At 29.6% G+C, this 19,101-nt stretch carries 20 protein-coding genes; 16 read left to right on the top strand and 4 right to left on the bottom strand.

Annotated elements, in window-relative coordinates; translation table 11 throughout:
• Window positions 1–93 precede the first annotated feature (93 nt).
• The 13 genes from CLRAG_RS17690 (at window position 94) to CLRAG_RS17635 (ending at window position 10,952) form a co-directional block, all read left to right on the top strand.
• A complete protein-coding gene (locus CLRAG_RS17690) occupies window positions 94–534 on the top strand; it encodes a hypothetical protein (RefSeq protein ID WP_065079611.1) in 441 nt (146 codons plus the stop codon).
• A gap of 157 nt (window positions 535–691) precedes the next feature.
• Window positions 692–1,348, top strand: a complete 657-nt coding sequence (locus tag CLRAG_RS17685; protein ID WP_242872174.1) for a 4Fe-4S binding protein — start codon at window positions 692–694, stop codon at window positions 1,346–1,348.
• A gap of 127 nt (window positions 1,349–1,475) precedes the next feature.
• Window positions 1,476–2,162, top strand: a complete 687-nt coding sequence (locus CLRAG_RS17680; protein WP_065079609.1) for a Crp/Fnr family transcriptional regulator — start codon at window positions 1,476–1,478, stop codon at window positions 2,160–2,162.
• A 197-nt stretch (window positions 2,163–2,359) separates the two neighbouring features.
• Window positions 2,360–2,653 (top strand): ArsR/SmtB family transcription factor, encoded by a 294-nt coding sequence (locus CLRAG_RS17675; protein ID WP_065079608.1) that lies wholly within the window; start codon window positions 2,360–2,362, stop codon window positions 2,651–2,653.
• A gap of 27 nt (window positions 2,654–2,680) precedes the next feature.
• Window positions 2,681–2,920 (top strand): thioredoxin family protein, encoded by a 240-nt coding sequence (locus CLRAG_RS17670; RefSeq protein WP_065079607.1) that lies wholly within the window; start codon window positions 2,681–2,683, stop codon window positions 2,918–2,920.
• A gap of 115 nt (window positions 2,921–3,035) precedes the next feature.
• Window positions 3,036–4,004: a permease gene (locus CLRAG_RS17665; RefSeq protein WP_065079606.1), complete on the top strand. Its 969-nt coding sequence runs from the start codon at window positions 3,036–3,038 to the stop codon at window positions 4,002–4,004.
• Between the two features lie 436 nt (window positions 4,005–4,440).
• Window positions 4,441–4,728, top strand: a complete 288-nt coding sequence (locus CLRAG_RS17660) for an ArsR/SmtB family transcription factor (protein ID WP_065079605.1) — start codon at window positions 4,441–4,443, stop codon at window positions 4,726–4,728.
• A gap of 99 nt (window positions 4,729–4,827) precedes the next feature.
• Window positions 4,828–5,190, top strand: a complete 363-nt coding sequence (locus tag CLRAG_RS17655; RefSeq protein ID WP_065079604.1) for a C-GCAxxG-C-C family (seleno)protein — start codon at window positions 4,828–4,830, stop codon at window positions 5,188–5,190.
• Between the two features lie 127 nt (window positions 5,191–5,317).
• Window positions 5,318–5,617 (top strand): HesB/IscA family protein, encoded by a 300-nt coding sequence (locus tag CLRAG_RS21330; protein ID WP_338030893.1) that lies wholly within the window; start codon window positions 5,318–5,320, stop codon window positions 5,615–5,617.
• 36 nt (window positions 5,618–5,653) lie between these two features.
• Window positions 5,654–6,214 (top strand): class I SAM-dependent methyltransferase, encoded by a 561-nt coding sequence (locus tag CLRAG_RS17650; RefSeq protein WP_065079603.1) that lies wholly within the window; start codon window positions 5,654–5,656, stop codon window positions 6,212–6,214.
• A 222-nt stretch (window positions 6,215–6,436) separates the two neighbouring features.
• Window positions 6,437–8,956, top strand: coding sequence for a CoA-disulfide reductase (locus CLRAG_RS17645; protein ID WP_065079602.1), 2,520 nt, complete (start codon window positions 6,437–6,439; stop codon window positions 8,954–8,956).
• A 277-nt stretch (window positions 8,957–9,233) separates the two neighbouring features.
• Entirely contained in the window at window positions 9,234–9,596 is a 363-nt protein-coding gene (locus CLRAG_RS17640; RefSeq protein ID WP_065079601.1) for a sulfite exporter TauE/SafE family protein, read from the top strand.
• 144 nt (window positions 9,597–9,740) lie between these two features.
• Window positions 9,741–10,952 (top strand): SEC-C metal-binding domain-containing protein, encoded by a 1,212-nt coding sequence (locus CLRAG_RS17635; RefSeq protein WP_065079600.1) that lies wholly within the window; start codon window positions 9,741–9,743, stop codon window positions 10,950–10,952.
• A gap of 52 nt (window positions 10,953–11,004) precedes the next feature.
• On the opposite strand, the gene CLRAG_RS17630 is transcribed toward CLRAG_RS17635, so the two are convergent.
• Entirely contained in the window at window positions 11,005–11,643 is a 639-nt protein-coding gene (locus CLRAG_RS17630) for a TetR/AcrR family transcriptional regulator (protein ID WP_065079599.1), read from the bottom strand.
• Window positions 11,644–11,809: 166 nt separating this feature from the next.
• Between CLRAG_RS17630 and CLRAG_RS17625 the strand changes: the two genes are divergently transcribed.
• A complete protein-coding gene (locus CLRAG_RS17625; RefSeq protein ID WP_065079598.1) occupies window positions 11,810–13,255 on the top strand; it encodes an MFS transporter in 1,446 nt (481 codons plus the stop codon).
• Window positions 13,256–13,614: 359 nt separating this feature from the next.
• On the opposite strand, the gene CLRAG_RS17620 is transcribed toward CLRAG_RS17625, so the two are convergent.
• Together CLRAG_RS17620 and pdxR are read right to left on the bottom strand one after the other, a co-directional pair.
• Window positions 13,615–14,307 carry an aspartate/glutamate racemase family protein gene (locus CLRAG_RS17620; protein WP_065079597.1) on the bottom strand — a complete coding sequence of 231 codons (693 nt, stop codon included), beginning with the start codon at window positions 14,305–14,307 and terminating at the stop codon, window positions 13,615–13,617.
• 14 nt (window positions 14,308–14,321) lie between these two features.
• Complete coding sequence (gene pdxR / locus CLRAG_RS17615; protein ID WP_065079596.1) at window positions 14,322–15,776, bottom strand: MocR-like pyridoxine biosynthesis transcription factor PdxR; 1,455 nt, start codon at window positions 15,774–15,776, stop codon at window positions 14,322–14,324.
• 408 nt (window positions 15,777–16,184) lie between these two features.
• Here pdxR and CLRAG_RS17610 point away from each other — a divergent pair, with 408 nt between their 5' ends.
• Both CLRAG_RS17610 and CLRAG_RS17605 read left to right on the top strand, forming a co-directional pair.
• Window positions 16,185–16,904, top strand: a complete 720-nt coding sequence (locus CLRAG_RS17610; RefSeq protein WP_242872173.1) for a TetR/AcrR family transcriptional regulator — start codon at window positions 16,185–16,187, stop codon at window positions 16,902–16,904.
• 52 nt (window positions 16,905–16,956) lie between these two features.
• Window positions 16,957–17,775 (top strand): nitroreductase family protein, encoded by an 819-nt coding sequence (locus CLRAG_RS17605; protein WP_065079595.1) that lies wholly within the window; start codon window positions 16,957–16,959, stop codon window positions 17,773–17,775.
• A 51-nt stretch (window positions 17,776–17,826) separates the two neighbouring features.
• Here the strand turns inward: CLRAG_RS17605 and CLRAG_RS17600 are convergent, their stop codons facing one another.
• The gene (locus tag CLRAG_RS17600; RefSeq protein WP_065079594.1) at window positions 17,827–19,008 is read right to left on the bottom strand and encodes a pyridoxal phosphate-dependent aminotransferase; all 1,182 of its coding nucleotides are present in this window, start codon (window positions 19,006–19,008) and stop codon (window positions 17,827–17,829) included.
• Window positions 19,009–19,101: the final 93 nt, after the last annotated feature.

Raw genomic sequence — 19,101 nt, 5'->3', positions numbered from 1 at the left:
TATAACACAATTAGGACACTTTTTTATATTGAAATTTGTTTATTATCATAGTATACCCAACAAATTGAAAGTAAAATTAAGGAGGAATGAAAAGTGAAAGGAAAGAATTTTTTAGCAGCATTGGCAGTGGTGTTGGTAGTAGGAGCAAGTGCCACCGTTTATGCAGAAACAACAACTAATTATACAAATCATGGATTAGGATTTGGAAGAATAACTTCCATGAGAGGCTATGATTATGTATCTTCTGTATTAAAGGACAAACTTGGAATGACGGACAAGGAAATAACCGATGGCTTAAATTCAGGAAAGACCATGTATGATTTGGCAAAAGACAAGGGTATGACTATTGATGAATTCAGAACAGCACTAATTGAAGAAAAGTCAAAATCTATTGATGAATCAGTATCAAAGGGAACAATTACAAAAGAGCAGGGTGATTCTTTAAAAGAAAATATAAAGAATAATATAAACAGCTGTAATGGTAATACTGGTCATATGCAGGGAAATGGTATGAGGGGAAAAGGGCATAAGTAAATAAGAAATAGTATAATATGTTGATTTTGGGTTAAAAATCAAATGTATTATACTATTTTTTTATTTTCAGAAAATGTTAATGTGACTAAGTCACTTAGATATTTAAATAATTAATTTATAATAAATTCATAAAAACTAAGCAATGGAGGGGTTTAACTTGAAAGAAATTTTTAAATTGTGGAAAAAGTATTCATTTACGTTATTAATCGTATTTATATTATTAGGATTAATTGACTTGAGATTTTCAATAGCAGCGGTCATCTGTATGGCAGCGCCTATAATCGTGTCTATATTTAAGGGAAGATTCTGGTGCGGTAATTTATGCCCAAGAGGAAACTTTTATGATAATATAGTTTCTAAATTTAGTAATAAAAGAAAAGTACCTAAACTTTTAAAATCTTATTATTTTAGAATTTTAGTTGTAGTATTTATGATGACTATGTTTACATTAGGAATTAAACAAAATTGGGGAAATCTTTATGGTATTGGAATGGTATTTTATAGGATTATTGTTGTAACGACAATAATTGGTATAGTATTATCTTTGTTCTATAATCATAGAACCTGGTGTAATTTTTGTCCCATGGGAACTATAGCATCAATTATATCAAAATTTAGAACTAATAAAAAAGTACTACAAGTATCATCGAATTGTGTTTCTTGTAAAATATGCGAAAAAAAGTGTTCATTAGGAATAGTTCCTTATGAATACAAAGGTGATCTTCTGAGTCATCCTGATTGCATACAATGTGGGAAATGTGTAAGTGCATGTCCTAAAAAGGCAATAGGGCATAATAAGATTGACTTAAAATAATTGTAAGTGTATTAAAGAGGGGATGCTATATAGCAATTCATCCTCTTTTTTTGATACATTATATGTGTGACTAAATAAAATATACTTGTCAAAGATTTATATATGACAAAATCGTGGAGGAAAATAAATGGTTAATCATGATGAAAACTTAAGCAATAGGTTAAAAAATATAAAATCTTTATATAAAGCATATCCAGTATTAGAGAAAATCGATATAAATAATAATGGAATATTAAAAAGGAAAGCAACTTTTAAAATTATGTATTTTAATGAGTATGCAAAATTAATAGAGGAAACATGTCAAGGAGTTCCATTTGTCATAAAAGGGACAATAAAAATACAAAAAATTAATGAAGATGGAGATGAAACTAATCTTTATAATATAAAACAAGGAGAATTTTGCCATGAAGCTTTGAGTTGTTTGTCAAACTTGAAATCTTTAAAAATATTAGGTAAGGCCATTCAGGATTCTGAACTATGTATAATTCCATTTAACATAGTTGAAAAGTACCTTATGGAGAATAATGAGTTTTTATCGTATATATATAAAGATTTATATAATAAATTTAGTATTGTTATAGAGAATAAAGAAAGAATAATTCATGAATCTTTAGAATCAAGGCTTATCAGGGTACTTATTAATAAAGATAGTAAGATAATTTATGCAACACACAGTCAATTAGCCTTTGAGGTTGATTCGGTTAGAGAAGTTGTTAGCAGGAAACTAAAAGATATTGAAAAAAGAGGATATATAAAATTAGAAAGAGGAAAAATAGTAATACTTAAGGATTTGAACGAAATATTAAAAGATTAGATGTATTTTATGGTGGGTTAAATGCTTCAGAAGTTTTATATGTTTCAGTAAAAACAAAGAAATAAAAGAAAAATGTTGGGTCAGTAATGATACACTGTTCCTAAATTACTTAATTAGTATTGACATAGTATATGTTAATATATATTATAAGTATATAAGTATTTAATTATAAGGTTATTATATTGTGGAGGAATATGATGGATCAACAAGAAGCAAGTGTTAGAATTTTTAAAGCATTGGGACACCCTATAAGATATAAAATAGTTAAGTTTTTATATGATGGTCCCAAATGTGTATGTAAATTAAATGAACATATAGAATTTAGTCAAGCTAATTTATCCCAGCATTTAAAAATACTTAAGGAAGCCGGTATATTGTCATCTGAAAAAGTTGGCATGAATATTCATTATAGGATAAGTAGTGAAGAAATAAAAAGTATTATTGATAGTGTTGATAAATTTGCTGTTAGTTATTTGCATGATTCAAAATAAAATATCAATAAACTCAGGAGGTCAGTTATGGAAATAAAAATTTTAGGAACAGGATGCTCAAATTGTAAGAAACTTGAAGCAAATGCTAGGGAGGCTGCTAAAGAGTTCAATGGAGATGTTAAAATTACAAAAGTAGAGGATATTAAGGATATTATGAAATATGGAGTTATGAGAACACCTGCTATAGTTATCAATGAAAAGGTTAAAATGGTTGGAAAGGTTTCAAGCGTTGATGAAATTAAAAAATACATTAATGATGAAAAATAAAAATAAACTACGTTAAAACGGGACTTGACCCTATTTTAATAGGATTAGAGTCCAATATTTTAAAAGGCTATATAAGTATTTAATTATAAGGTTACAACCTAAAGGGAGAGATACCATGTTTGCACCAGTACAAATTTTTGCTGATTGGCTTATTTATAATGTATTTGGAATTGCTAAAGAAAGTAGAATTGGCAGTGCTTTAAATTTCTTTGTATTTGATACTATAAAGATATTTATTCTACTATTAATTATAATTTATGTAATAACTTTTATAAGAAGTTTCTTTCCACCGGAAAAAACGAAAAAGATACTTGCAAAGAGTAAAGGAAGTACATTTATTGGGCATGTTCTTGCAGCATTGCTTGGAATTGTCACACCATTTTGTTCATGTTCTGCAGTGCCGCTTTTTATTGGTTTTGTTGAAGCAGGAGTACCTCTTGGAGTTACATTTTCTTTTTTAATAGCTGCGCCAATGGTAAATGAAGTTGCATTAGGACTTCTTTATGGTCTGTTTGGAATAAAAATAGCTGTGATTTATGTAGTTTCTGGTGAAATAATTGCAATAGTAAGTGGTATTATAATTGGAAAATTAAAAATGGAAAAGCATGTGGAAGGATACGTTTATGAAATGCAAATGAATTCTGATTTGGAATTGCCGGATCCAACTACAAAGGAAAGATTAATTGATTCCTGGAATTTCACAAGGGATTTAATAAAGAAAATATGGATATACGTAATAATCGGTATTGCTATAGGTGGCTTTATACATGGATGGATTCCAGCAGGAGCATTGGCAAAATATGCAGGAAAGAGTAATCCATTTGCAGTATTTGTAGCCGTTGTAATTGGAGTCCCATTGTATTCCAATGCTGCTGGAGTAATTCCATTAGTTAGTGAACTTACAAGAGCTGGAGTTGCAATGGGAACATCACTAGCATTTATGATGGCAGTTACAGCACTTAGTTTGCCAGAAGCAATTCTTTTAAGAAGGGTTTTAAAGCCTAAATTATTAGCAGTATTCTTTGGGGTAGCAGCACTCGGAATAGTGTTTACTGGGTATTTGTTTAATTTTGTAATAAGATAAGTTTTATAAAACAAAGAAATAGATCTGTACTATGCACATATTGACAAAATTTAAGTAAAACAATAATATAACTATATAGTAATGTGCTTATATAGTTACTCAACTTTCGCAGTTTAAAAAAATTACGACGTAATTTTTTTAGCTAATAGTTAAGAATGAAGAATTAATAGTTAATGTGGATTTTTTTCCGTTACACTACAAAAAATCTTTAATTAAATTTTTGAATACTCGTTTTGCTAGAGCAAAACATTACTAAGCACTGACTTATATAAATTTAAAGATTTTTTGCGATAGCTAAAAATCATCCTTCACTATTAATTTTTCATTATTAATTCTTAACTTGCTAAGCTTTGCTTCGCAAAGTTTTTATATTAAGTCAAAGTTTTATATGTGCGAAAGTCGAGATAGTTATACACAAAAATATGGGAGGGTATAAATGAGAGAAATAGAAAAAGCTAAAATAATATCAAAACTACTAAGAGTATTATCTAATGAAAATAGATTGGTGATAGTGTGCTATTTAATAGAAAAACCTATGACAGTAAGTGAACTTCATGAAAGAATGAGTTATTTGACTCAACCAGCTTTGTCACAACATTTATCAATACTTAAAGCTAACAGAATATTGGATTCAAATAAAAGTGGATTGACAATAACCTATTTTATTAAAGACGAAAGGATAGTTAATATAATTCAAGTATTGAAGGAAAACTATTGTAAATAAAATTTATGCTAAATATAATTTGCATATTGACAAAAATAAAATAGCATCTTAATATAAGTATATAAGAAAGTTATTATATATTTATTAGGAGGTAACATTATGACAAAGGCATCAGAATATCATAAGAAAGGATATACCTGTGGAGAAGCTATAATCAAGGCGTATAATGAAAAGAATGGTACTAGCATTCCAATAAGCCTTGGCAGTGGTATGGGTGCAGGGTTTACTGTTGGAAGTACATGTGGAGCTGTTGGAGCTGCAGCTGTAATCATAGGTTTTATAAAGGGAAGAGAGAACGGTACAGAGAAAAATGAAGCGAGAGGGCTTACAAACGAATTAATACAAGATGTAAAACAAAAATATGGCACAGAAACATGTAAAGATTTAAAGAGGAATGGTATAGGGTGTGCAGAAATTATAGAACATACTTTTGAAGGCTTAAATCATATTTTAAATAAGTAATAGGGAAAATTTTTTTAACTATTATATTGCTATATTTAAATATAGCAATATAAATTTAACTTAAAAAATAATTTGTTATATGTAAATACAAGTTAAGATAAAAATATTAAAGGAAGGTGAATTTACTATGGTTAAGGTTACTAAGCGGGCAGTTGAAAAGTTTAATAAAATTAAGCAAAAAGATGAGAGTATAGTAAATGCAATGTTAAGGATTAGCTTTGGAGGTTATGGCTGAGGTGGCCCAAAATTACAATTAGCTCTGGATGAGTTAAAAAATAATGACGATATACTTGTTAAAGTAGAAGGCATGAGTATTGTTTATAATTTGGATCTTGAAACATATGTAAATGGATCAGTTATTGATTATTCAAATAATTGGTTTAGCCCAGGATTCACTATAAGTAGTCCAAATTCTTCTTCATGTTAAAAATATAAACAACTGTGGAATGAAGGGAGTGGTTAAATGCATAAATTTGATATTAAAAAGTTAGAGAAATTGGATAATCCAAAAAGAAGAGAGAGTATGCCTCCTGAAGAAACTTTAAAAAAGTTTAAAATAGGGGATAAAGGTACATTGATTGATATAGGTTGCGGTATAGGTTATTTTACTATACCAGCATCAAAAATTATTACTAATGGAAATGTAATTGGTGTAGATATAATGACAGAAATTATTGATATTGCAAGAGAAAAAGCAGGAGATATATCAAATATAGAATTTAAAAAGAGTGAAGAATATTCTTTTCCAGTAGAAGATAGTTCTATTGATTATGTTTTTGTATGTAATGTTGTTCATGAAATAGAAGATAAGGTAAGATTTTTCACTGAAGCAAAAAGAGTACTAAAAAATAAAGGATATGTTTATATAATTGATTGGGATAAAAGAGATATGAAAGATGGACCGCCTGCAAATGAAAGAATATCAAAAGAAGAATTAAGGAATATAGTTGAAAATTTAGATTTTACATTTTTAGCAGAAGTAAATATTAATACTGAACATTATGGATTAAAATTTAAAGTATAATGAAAAAGATCTGTTTTAGTAAAAATTATGATAGTTATATCGCTATATCTCAATATATAAATACAATATCATACATGATATTTGAATAGAAGGGAAAAATTATAGATAAGAATTTTAATAGATATAATGCAACTGCTAAGATACTTAAATTATTAGCACATTTGATTGTATATAAAAAGGTCTTTTAGATAACGGAGAATGTAATGATTGGAGGAAATATATATGAAAAAAATAGTGATAGTTGGAGGAGTAGCTGGAGGAGCATCAGCTGCTGCTAGACTCAGAAGACTTGATGAAAGTGCAGAAATAATATTGTTTGAAAAAGGTGAATATATATCTTTTGCAAATTGTGGATTACCTTACTATATTGGAGAAACTATAAAAGAGAGAGAAAAGCTGTTAGTACAAACTCCTGAGGCCATGAAGGCAAGTCTTAATATTGATGTTAGGGTAAATAGTGAAGTAATAACAGTAGATAGTAAAAGTAAAAAAGTAAAGGTTAGTAGTAAAGACAAGGGAGAGTATGAAGAAAACTATGATTATTTAATTTTATCACCTGGGGCAACTCCTATTAAACCCCCTATTCCTGGAATACAAAGTGACAAGATATTTACACTAAGAAACCTCCCTGATACAGACAAAATAAAAGAGTATGTTGATAAAGAAAATATAAAGAATGCAATTGTTATTGGTGGAGGATATATAGGAGTTGAAATGGCTGAGAATCTTAAAGAAAGAGGCTTAAATACAGCTTTAGTTGAAGCGGCACCACACATATTAGCACCTTTTGATTCAGAAATGGTAACTTTTGCAGAGAAAGAATTAGAGGATAACGGCGTAGGAATTGTATTAAATGACGGGGTTAAGGAATTTAAAGAAGATGGAACAGGAGTAAATGTAATTCTAAACAGTGGGGAAATTTTGTATGCAGATATGATTATACTTGCTATAGGAGTAAAACCGGATACTGCCTTTTTAAAGGATTCAGGAATAGAGTTTGGACCTAAAGGTCATATAATAGTAAATAATAAAATGGAAACTAAAGTGGAAGGGGTGTATGCAGTAGGAGATGCTATTGAAGTAGTTGATTTTGTAAATGAAAGTAAAACTGCTATTGCACTTGCTGGACCAGCAAATAAGCAGGGAAGGATTGCAGCAGATAATATATGTGGTTTAAATTCAATTTATAAAGGAACAATGGGAACAGCAATTATTAAAGTATTTGGATTGACAGGTTCAAGCACAGGGAACAACGAGAGAACATTAAAATCAAAGAACATACCATATAAGGCTATATACCTTCATCCTAATTCAAGTGCTGGCTACTACCCAGGTGCAGCACCAATGACAATGAAGCTTATTTTCAACGATGAAGGAAAGATACTAGGAGCTCAAGCCTTTGGATATGCTGGGGTAGATAAAAGAATTGATGATATAGCTGTTACTATGAGGCTTGGTGGAACGGTTTATGATTTAACAGAATTGGAACTTGCATATGCGCCGCCTTATTCTTCAGCTAAAGATCCTGTAAATATGGCTGGATTTATTGCAGAAAACGTTTTAAGCGGCAAAGATGAAGTAATACTTTCAGAGGATATAGATAATAGAGATAAGGATAAAACACAGCTTGTTGATGTGAGGACTGAATTAGAATACAGCGGTGGCAGCATAGAAGGGTCTATAAATATATCTTCAGAAGATATAAGGGCTAGAATGAATGAACTGGATAAAAGTAAAGAAATATTAGTTTATTGTCAGGTAGGACTTAGAGGGTATATAGCTGCAAGAATTTTAAGAGCAAATGGATTTAAAGTGAAAAATCTAACAGGTGGATATAAAACCTATACTATGAGTAAGTTTAAACCAAGAGATGTTGTAATGAATAATAGTGGTGAAGGCGGTTCTATGGATTTAAGAGGGAGAAAATCTAATGTAAGTTTAGAGAGCAATTTAAATGAATATAAAGAAGCTGATGAAGCATATAAAAAAGGAGAATTTGACAAAAACCTTGATGCTTGTGGAATATGCTGCCCAGGACCTTTAATGCGTGTTAATAGTAATATACAGGATATGAAAGAAGGAGAAGTATTAAAGGTAATGGCATCAGATCAGGGATTTTATGAGGATATAAAATCTTGGTGTGAAAGAACTAATAATGACCTCCTTAGCAGAGAAAAAGATAAAGGTAATATAATAGCTTTTATAAGAAAAGGTAATAAAAAACAAGCAGTTTCAAATAATAATTCAGTTAATAATGCTACCATTGCACAGAAAGACAATAAAACATTAGTTGTGTTTAGTGGAGATTTGGATAAAGCTTTAGCGTCCTTTATAATAGCTAACGGAGCAGCGGCTATGGGTAAAAAGGTTACAATGTTTTTTACCTTCTGGGGACTTAATATTTTAAGAAAGCATGAAAAAGTTAGTGTTTCAAAGGGATTCATGGATAAGATGTTTGGCTTTATGATGCCGAGAGGAGCTAAAAGGTTAAAACTTTCCAAAATGAATATGCTTGGTATGGGTACAAAAATGATGAAAATGGTAATGAGAAATAAAAATGTTTCTTCATTGGATGAGCTAATTAAAGCAGCTATTGACAGTGGAATAGAAATAGTTGCATGTCAGATGAGTATGGATGTAATGGGACTTAAACAAGAAGAGCTAATAGATGGAGTTAAAGTAGGTGGTGTAGGATACTATCTAGGAGAAGCAGAAGACTCTAACGTTAACCTATTTATATAAACAGATTTTTAAGCATCAGATGGAGTTAAAAACTCCATCTGATGCTTATTAACAAACCTTTTAGTGTTTCAGCATATAAGAAGATTTTATTCTTCATGAAAAATTGTTATCCAGTGATGTAACTGCTCAGAGATATACTTGAAAAAGTTGGAATATTAAAATGGTTAGTTATCGGATAAAATATGAAAGTAGAATTGAAAATTAATTATGGATTGAAATAAGTGTGGGACGTAATTGTATTGCAATAGTATATAACAAAATATGGAGGTTAAAAGTAATGAATAATATTATTTTATTTATTGTTATAGGTTGTATTGCAGGTATTTTAAGTGGGTTATTTGGTATAGGTGGCGGAATTATAATAGTACCTGCATTAATTTATCTATGTGGATTCACCCAGTTAAAAGCCCAGGGCACATCTCTTGCAATTTTATTACCTCCAGTAGGCATACTTGCATTTATAGACTATTACAAAGAAGGTCATGTTGATGTTCAAGCAGGAATATTAATATGTATATTTTTAGTTATAGGGTCAGTTTTAGGTGCTAAAATGTCTCATGTCATACCAGTAGATACTATGAGAAAATTATTTGGAATTTTAATGATGTTAATAGCTGTTAAATTAATTTTTAGTAAATAAAAATTAATTCAATAAATATTTTGTGAATGAGAGGAATAAAGGAGAATGTTGCATTATTTCTATAAATGATATAAAATTTTCAGGTAAAGACATATGATGGTGTAGTAAATTTAATTTATAAATTTTTAAGAGGTGTTGTATATATTGAAAGAAACTAAAGATAATACATATTTAAAAACAAATGAGGCAAGTAAAATTGCAGGTGTAAGAAAGGAAGATGAACTTGAGAATTTTTCTTATGAAGATGAAGACGAGATAATAAAATCTGAATTAAAAAAAGAACTTAAAAGTTGGAAGCCTATTGAAGAAGATTTTTCACTGGAATATCATTTAAATAGACTAACAAAAGCTGAATTGCTGAATATAGCAAGAAATCTCTATATAAATAAAATTTCAAGTCTAAAGAAAGAGGAACTAAAAAATAGAATATTAGAATTCTATGAGGAAAAGGTACATTTCCTTATAGAAAATATAGATGTTGAAAGATTTGAATTCTTAATTGATCTTGCAAGAAAAAAATTTTGTAAAGTTCGATATACAAATATACAAATAAATGATATTGGTTATTTTAGGGATATGGCATTTCTTTTTACGGGAATACTAAATGGAGAAGATGTCATTATTATGCCAGAAGAATTGCAAAAAATAGTTTTAAATAAAGATAACAAAAGTTTGAGAGATAGAATGGAAAATAACGGACAAGTTATAAAATTATTTTGGGGAATGTGCAATTATTATGGTGTTATTCACATTGATGATTTTAAGCAATTGATAAAAAAATATATTGATTTTGATTTATCAAGTATGGATCTTAAAGTTGTACTAGAAAATGGAGCAGCTTATTATAATGAATTTGAGTATGATGGAAATATAGGTAATGATGCTTTAGTTGATAATGTGGATGCTATATTTTTAAAGCAGCATAAAAGAATTGATCTGGATTTTTATCCTTTCAAAAAAGAAGAATTGTTGGCAGCGGCAAGAGCAGATTTTCAGGATAAAACAAAAGCATATAAGAGATTTTATAGCTTTTTAATAAATAATTTTGATATAGATGTTGATGTAGCAGAAGATTTAATATTTTCCTTAGAGGCAGATATTAAAAATAATGAAAAAATTTCTGAGGCTATTTCAGATTTCTTAAGTAACTTTCAGCTTTCAAATGTTAATGAATCAAGTTTTATTGGAAGTGAAGTTATTAAATTTGCTAATAATATAAGGCAGTGGATTATAAAAGGATATACTCCAGCGGAACTTAGTTCCTCTACTGTAGTTAACAAAAAAAAGATAGGAAGAAATGATCCTTGTCCTTGTGGAAGTGGAAAGAAGTATAAAAAATGTTGTGGTAGAGGATAAAATCTTCAAATAAGAGGATCTATACCTGCTATTTTAGCTATAATGGCAGGTATTAGTACTTATTTAAGTGATTTATTGGTTTCATTTTTAAATATCTACATAAAGCTTTAACAGTTTCATCTAAAATACGATTCCTGTCAATTGAGCTTTTATAAAAAGAAACATCGTCTACTACAGAATTTATAATAAGTGATGTAACTATGGCGGCAGCTTCATAGTCATCTACATCAATGTATTCCTTATATAATTTTATAGAATAGAGTGCGGCATCTTGTACCTTTTTTCTTTGTTCATCTGAAAGTGCTGCAACTTCTGGATCATAATAGTAAAGTGTTTTTACTTCTCTTTGAAAATCCACAGACTTATCATGAATATCTATAAGTATTAACATGAATTCACGGAAACATTCTTCTGGTGATTTAAAAAGCAACATTTTATTCATAAATTCATCTCGAAGCTTATCAAATTGTGCCTGATATTTTTTAAGAATATCTAAAAAAATAGTATGCTTATCTCTAAAGTAAGAATAAAGACATCCTATTGAAACACCAGCCTCAGCTGCTATTTCTGAGGTTGTTGTCTTGTAATACCCATTTTTACAAATTAATTTATAGCCAGCCTTAAGTATTTTATCTTTTTTTTCTATACTTCTTTTTTGCTGCGGTTCTCTTACTTTACGTTCATTTATCATGTTATCACATCCCTTATATCAACATTTTAAAGAAATAGTAATAGGTTGTCAATAAAAAATATGAATAAAAGTTCTTATTTATATATTGACTTATGGATAAAATTGGCGTAATATAATCAACATAAACAAGAATAAACATTCACATTCTGATTTGGAGGTTATAAATATGAATTCAGTGAAAAGTAAAACGGGAATAAGTACAGTAATTATAATTATGCTTGGTACGTTTATATCTAGTTTTGATATAAATGTTGTAAATACTGCGCTGCCAATTATGCAGTCGTATTTTCATGCAAGTATGTCGTCTATAGAATGGATAATAGTAGGTTACTTAATGGTGCTTGGTGCAACACAGCTTACATTTGGAAGACTTTCTGATATGTTTGGTCATAAGAAAATTTATGTAGCTGGTTTAATCTTATTTACAATAAGTTCTCTTTTTTGTGCGCTATCAACGTCTATTGTCATGTTGATTGTTTTTAGAATTACTCAAGCAATTGGAGCTTCTATGATTTCTTCCAGTGGAAGTCCAATTATAATTGATGCAGTAGACCCTAAAAATAGGGGAAAATCCTTAGGAATGATAGCTATTTCGGTAGCTATAGCTGTTTGTACAGGTCCAGCATTAGGAGGACTTATGGCTTCTAGGGCAGGTTGGAGCAGTATATTTTTTATAAATGTTCCAATCGGTATAGTTGTTTCTATATTAGCTATTAAAGTTATTAAAAAAGATGATAAAAGAAGAAATGAAGTTCAGTTTGATTTTGCAGGGAGTACATTAATTATTGCTGCGATCTTTTTAATATTACTTCCATTAAACCTTTTGAGTAAGTCTTATTTTAATATTGGAAGTATTGTTTCTCTTTTAGGAGGTATTTTTGTACTCATATTATTTATTGCATTTGAAAAGAAATCTAAGCATCCAATACTTAATATGGAGCTTTTTAAAAATAAAGTTTTTACAGGAAGTACCTTTGCAGCTATGTTTTTTTACATGGGAGAATTTATTTTAGTTTTTCTAGCTCCCTATTATTTGCAAGAGATGAGAATGCTTACTCCTTTTATGTCTGGAGTAATGATGTTACCTATGTCAATAGCTATGATTATAGCAGCTCCGTTAAGTGGTGCAATCTCAGATAATTTTGATAGCCGATATATAGGATGTATTGGACTTGCAGTAATGTCATTAGCTACCTTATTCGTTGGAGGATTTAATGCTTCAACACCAATTTGGATGTTAACTGTAGTTTTCTTTATATATGGTTTTGGGGGAGGACTTTTTCAAACTCCCAATACTAGTGCAGTAATGGGAAGTGTAACTGCAGATAGAAGGGGAGTTGCATCGGCAGCTCTTGGGACAATGAGAACTTTTGGAATGATGTCAGGGGAGGCAATTTCTGCAGCACTTATTGCTTTTAGCATGAATAAGTCAGCACCTACATTTATATCAAAGGGGCTGAAAAGTACATTATTATGGCAGGCAGAATTTAGCTTTTCAACTAAGGTTACATGTATTGTGGCAGCAATATGTGTTATAGCAGCAATAGTATTGTCATTTGTGCGAGGAAAGTCTGCAGTATCATGTGAGAATGCTGTAGTTAAAACAAATTAGTTGCCTGATATAGTTATATTACCATTGTCTGAGAAAATTTTGATATTGTTGTCATGGACATAATGTAAAAATATTGCGTCGCAATATTTTTAATTAATAGTTAAGAATGAAGAATTAATAGTTAATGTGGATTTTTTTACGTTACACTACAAAAAATCTTTGATTAAGATTTTCACTACTCGTTTCGCTAAAGCGGAACATTCCTAATCTATATAAATTTAAAGATTTTTGGCGATAGCTAAAAATCATCCTTCACTATTAATTTTTCATTATTAATTCTTAACTTGCGAAGCTTTGCTTCGCAAAGTTTTTAAACTGCGAAAGTTGAGTCTGTAAATAATAGATTTTGTCTATGTCATTTAATCTAAGGCAAACTCAACAGCAGAAACAGCATGAATTGCTGTTGTATCAAATATTGGAATGTTTACATCCTCTTGTTTTATCAAAAGTGGTATTTCAGTGCAGCCAAGAACTATTCCCTCAGCACCATTTAAACATAACTTATTTATTATTTTTTTATATTTTTCTCTTGATGAACCCTTTATTATACCTTTGCATAATTCATTGTATATGATTTGGTGAATAACTTCTCTGTCATTTTCATCTGGAATACTTACGTTTATATTGAATTTATCTTTTAGCACTTTTTTATAAAAATCCTCTTCCATAGTAAATTTTGTTCCGAGGAGTCCTACAGTTTTTATATGTTTTTCAATTATTTTTTTACCTGTAGCTTCTGCTATATGTAAAACCTTGATTCCAACTTTACTTTCTATATTAGGGGCTAGTTTATGCATTGTATTGGTACATATTATGATAAAATCAGCGCCACCTTTTTTAAGACTTTGAGCAGCATTAACCATTATATTTGATAATTCCTCCCACTTATTTTGATGTTGAAGAATTTCTATTTCATTAAAGTCTACCGAATATAATATACATTCAGCTGAATGAAGTCCCCCTAAAGTCTTTTTAACAGTTTCATTTATAATTCTGTAATATTCCAAAGTGGATTCAAAACTCATACCGCCTATTAAACCAATTTTTTTCAATTTAAACATCTCCTTTAAATTATTTCAGATATACTAAGTTGCAATAACTTTATACCTTTTATAATTTCTTCATTTTTAGGATAAGTAAAATTTAACCTTATAAAATTACCTTTTTTATCTTTTTTAGTGTAGAAGGAGTTTCCAGTGACATAATTTACTCCATTTTTTAAAGATCTTTTTAAAAGTGACTTTAAGCAAATATTATCTGGAAGCTTACACCAAATGTAAAAGCCACCTTCAGGTTTAAAAAACTTTATACTTTTAATATTGCTTGTAAGTTCTTCAGACATCAAATCTCTTTTTAGAGAATAGCTTTTTCTTATTTTTTTAACATGCTTTTTATAATAGCCCTGTCTTAAAAATTCACATATAATATGCTGACTTAAGGTGTTTACATGTAAATCCGTAAGCTGTTTAAACAAACTCAGTTTAGCTATTACCCTTTCTGGAGCAGCGATCCAGCCTACTCTTAAACCGAGAGAAATTACTTTTGAAAAGGTACTTAAATATATTACGTAACCACTTTTATCTAATGCTTTTAAAGGCGGAAGATAGTTACCTTCATATCTGAGTTCACCATAGGGATCATCTTCAATTATGGGAATTCCATATTTTTCTGAAATTTTAATGAGGTCATATCTTCTTTCAAGACTCATAGTGATTCCTGTTGGATTTTGAAAATTTGGTATGGTATAAATAAATTTTGGGTTAAATTCGTTAATTAAATATTCTAGTACATCAACTTTCATGCCGCATTTATCCATAGGAATACTTATGATTTTAGCACCTAGTGTCTGAAGAAGTTGGATAGCTCCAAAGAACGTTGGGTTTTCCACTAATATTACATCATTATAATTTACAAAAGTTCTTACAACTAAATCCAATCCCTGCTGAGAACCAGAAGTAACAATTATGTCACTTGTAGATATTCTAACTTCTCTATTTAACATAAGTTTTTTAATTTCATTTTTTAAATCTTTGTTTCCAGATACGGGACTTTGAAAAAACATGTTCTTTGCTTCATTTTTTAATAAATCAATTTGTATTTTCTGAAATTCCAATTGAGGAAATAGATCTGGTGATGGCATACCACCACCAAAGGAAATCATTTTGCTATTGATATCAGTATTCATAATTTTACTTATTGTATTGTCAAAATTATTATTTGAACTTTTGCTGTATATTTCGTCCCAAAACAAGTACTTTTTATGATCATTTTCTTCATGGTTATCGTAAAAGCTAATATAAGTGCCTCTTCTAGCGTTTGAATCAATGAGACCTTTTTCTTTGAGCTCTTCATAGGCTTTAATTACGGTACTTCTATTAACTTTTAATGTATCTGCAAGTTGTCTTTCAGATGGTAATATGTAGTTTTTAGGAAGTATTTTGGAATAAATCATATTTTTTATTTGGTTTTCAATTTGAATGTATAAAGCAATTTTACTTTTCCTATTTATTTTAATTTCCATATAATCACTCACTTAGCTAAGGCATTTGAAAGAAAATAACAAGTCAAAGATGCGACGAATATTTTTTATCCGATGACTACCCACTCTAATGCTTACACTTTTCCAAGTGTGAGCAAAGAGTGGCTACGTCCCTGGATAACAATTTCTAAGCATCAGATGAAATTTAAAACCTCATCTGATGCCAAGAACTTTGTTTATCAGACAAGGAGGCAGGTTCCGCAGATAGTAAATCCTATCTAAGGGTTCTACCGACGCAGTATGATAAAAAATAGACTAGCATACTGACTTGTTATTTCTTTGAAAATGCCTAAGGTTGTTCTTAAACTTATTATATCAACTTGACTGTAATTCAAAAACATCCAGTTTAAATATTTATATTACCATCCAAAAAGTTAAGGAGATTTTATTGTGGAAAGTGTAGTAACATTATTGACAAATGAACTATCCTATTGTAGTATTATAAAAATGAATTATATGTTCAGTTTTATTTTAATAGGAGATAAAATGGTTCAAATAAAAAAGGATAAAATTAGACAAACAATTGAAAATGCCGCAATAGATATATTTTTAGAAAAGGGATATCTGAATACAAAAATGAAGGATATTTCTGAAAAGGCAAATATATCAGTAGGAAATATTTATATTTATTTTAAGAACAAGGAAAGTTTATTTTGTACTGTTTTACCACAATCTTTTGTAGATGCTTTTAGAAATTATAATTCCAATATATTCCCTATATTAACAAAAGCCTTTTTTAATAATGAACAAAATTTAGAAAGGTATATTCCAAATCATAAACAGGTAGAGGATTTAATTGCAAATCGTAAAAGATTATTAATATTGTTAAGGTGCAGCAAGGGTACAAAATATGAAAATTTGAAAGAAGAGATATTAGAAAATGTAATACAGCGGGAATGCAGTTATCTGCAAAAATATAATTTCGCAGATAACTGTAGGACAACTCAAAATTATAAAGTAATAAGAATGGTGTTTTATAATATGCTTAATATGCTGCTGGATTCCCTAGAAGGTGATATGAATGGGGATGAACGAAGAAATGTGGTAAGATTTGCGTTTAAATACAATTATGATGGATTTAAAAGATTACTTACAGAATACACTAAGTAAAATTGTGAATGGGAAAAGTGTAGAATTACATTGAAAAAGGAGTAAAAACTTTATGATGAATGTAAATAGTGAAAAGTGTATAGGATGCGGACAATGTGTTAAAGATTGTTTTGCAAGAGACATAGAGATAATAAATGGTAAAGCTAAAATTAATAATATTACTTGCATAAAGTGCGGGCACTGTATTGCAGTGTGCCCTAAAAATGCAGTATCAACGGACGAATATAACATGGAAGATGTAAAAGAATATAATAAAGAATATTTTTCCATAGATGCTGATACTTTATTAAATTCTATTAAGTTTAGAAGAACTATAAGGCAGTTTAAAGACAAAGAAGTAGAGAAGGAAAAACTGCTTAAAATTATAGAAGCTGGAAGGTTTACTCAAACAGCAAGTAATATGCAGGATGTATCTTATACAGTTGTAAGAGATGGAATACAGGATTTAAGAAAATTAATAATTGAAAGTTTAAATCAAATTGGAGAAAAAATACTTAAAGATACAAATGCGAAAAATATACTTTATCAAAGATATGCTAAAATATGGATTGATATGTATAAGGAATATAAAGAAAACCCTAAAAATGATAGATTGTTTTTTAATGCTCCAGTAGTAATAGTTGTTACAGCAAGACAGGAAGTAAATGGAGCTTTAGCATCTTCAAATATGGAACTTATGATTAATTCTTTAGGACTTGGAACGTTGTTTAGTGGTTTTTCTGTTGCGGCTGCCCAAATGGATGAAAAAATAAGTAAGTTTCTTGGAGTTAAGAAAGGAAGAAAGGTTGTAACTTTCATGATAGTTGGATATCCTAATGTGAAATATCTAAGAACTGTACCAAGGAGAAAAGCAGATATACGCTGGAAGTAAATATTGCAAATTACAAAGTAGTATATTGGAGGGCTTCAAAGAAGCCCTCTGTTACAAAGCAGATACCATAGATTTACTAAAAATACCCATTTTTTCTATACGATTAAATGCTTCATTCATTTTTTTGGTATTTACTGTCATGGCAAGTCGTATGTATCCTTCACCACATTTACCGAAAGCATTACCAGGAAGTACAAGAACATGAGCCTCATTTAGCATTTTATCTGCTACTTCTTTTGAACTAAGTCCTGTAGCTTTTATATTGACAAAAAGGTAAATACTGCCACGTGGTTTTAAAACTGACATATTTGGAATTGAACAAATTCTATCATAGGCGTAAAAAATCCTCTTTTTATATTCGCAAGCAATCTGTGGTTGTATTTTATCTCTATTTTTAAGTGCATGAATTGCAGCACGCTGGGATATTGAAGGTGAGGCAAATACATTATTTTCATTTATATTTTTAGCAGTTTGAATGATAAATGAAGGTGCAATAAGATAGCCTATTCTCCATCCTGTCATGGCATAGTTTTTGGAGAAACTGCCAATTGTAATTGTACGCTGGCGCATTTTTTCAAGAGTAGTAATTGGAATAAATGGCTCTTCGTAGCTAAATAATGTGTAAATATCATCTGCAATTATGATTAAATCATATTTAATAGCAATTTCTGCAATTGCTTTAAGTGTTTCCTTTTTAAAACATGTTCCTGAAGGGTTGTTTGGTGTATTTATTATTATTGCTTTTGTTCTGTTAGTAATTAAGTTTTCTAATCTTTTAGGATTTACTTGAAATCCTTCTTCTTCAAAGGTTTCAAGATGTACAGGAATACCTCTAGCTAGTTTTATTTGCTGTGGATATGGAGTAAAATAAGGATCATGTATTATGACTTCATCTCCATCATCTAGAATGGCTTCTAGAGCCAACCACATTGCATGACATCCACTTGTGGTGATCATACATTCATCACTTTTAACGTTATAATCATATTTATCTAAGTAAAATTTGCGTATTTCTTTACGAAGTTCTGGATCACCTAAAGAGTCTGTATAGTGTGTGTGACCATTCATGGCATCCTCAAATGCTTTTTTTATTATAATTTCGCTAGTTGTAATATCAGGATCTCCGAGACTGAAATCAATAATATCATCAAATTTTTTTAAAAGATCATTACTTTCACCCATTGGAGTGGATATACTATTCCAATACCTTTTAGATAAAAATTTATTTTTCATGCTAAATTATCTCCTTATAATGAAAATTGCTTCTGAAACGGTGTTTCAAAAACTATTATAGCATGTCTCAAAATATTTTCAATAAATATTCAA

The sequence above is a fragment of the Clostridium ragsdalei P11 genome, from assembly GCF_001675165.1.
GTDB lineage: Bacteria > Bacillota > Clostridia > Clostridiales > Clostridiaceae > Clostridium_B > Clostridium_B ragsdalei.
This window is presented reverse-complemented; position numbering and strand designations above follow the sequence as displayed.